At 66.4% G+C, this 693-nt stretch carries 1 protein-coding gene; it reads left to right on the top strand.

Features of this window, described 5'->3' with window-relative positions:
- Window positions 1-125: 125 nt before the first annotated feature.
- Complete coding sequence (locus EAD98_RS00205) at window positions 126-605, top strand: GNAT family N-acetyltransferase (RefSeq protein ID WP_121652107.1); 480 nt, start codon at window positions 126-128, stop codon at window positions 603-605.
- Window positions 606-693 lie beyond the last annotated feature (88 nt).

Below are 693 nucleotides of genomic sequence, written 5' to 3'. Positions count from 1 at the left end.
GCAGCGTAGTCTCGTGGGCTCGGAGATGTGTATAAGATACAGGCGCAGATCTTGGACAGTTTCCGTCAGGGCGGAACGGAAACTGTCCAAGATCTGCGGGTACGGGTCGGGGTAGCATCCGCCGGATGATCAATGGGGGACACCTGGACCGGAGCGGGCGGCGCATCACACTCCGGCCGATAGACGACGACAATTGGCGGGCGGTGGCCGACGTCGCCCCGCGCGACGACCAGCGCCGGTTCGTGGCCGCGCTGGGCGCGCGTTACCTGCTGCTCAGCAGCCGTTCCGAGGTGTGGACCTCGTTGGCGGTCTACGCGGACGAGACCGTCGTCGGGCACGTGATGTGGGGCGTGGACGACGACGGCTCGCACTGGAGGGGTGGGATGCTGATCGACGCCGCCGAGCAGAATCGCGGTGTCGGACGAGCGACGGTGCAAACTCTGGCGGCCTGGCTGTCCACGCGAGAGGGCAACCCCCCGGTCCGCCTCTCGTATCACCCCGACAACACCCAGGCCGCCACCCTCTACAGCTCCCTCGGCTTTCACCCGACCGGCGCGGTGGAGGACGAAGAACTGGTGACAGAACTGTCCGCCCACCCCCGCTGATCATGAAGTTGTCGTCACGCCACGCCGAAGCGGGTGACGACAACTTCATGATCACAGGAGGTTCAGTGGGGGAGGGCGGGGGTCGTGG

It is taken from the genome of Micromonospora sp. CV4, assembly GCF_003667455.1.
Lineage (GTDB): Bacteria > Actinomycetota > Actinomycetes > Mycobacteriales > Micromonosporaceae > Micromonospora.
This window is presented reverse-complemented; position numbering and strand designations above follow the sequence as displayed.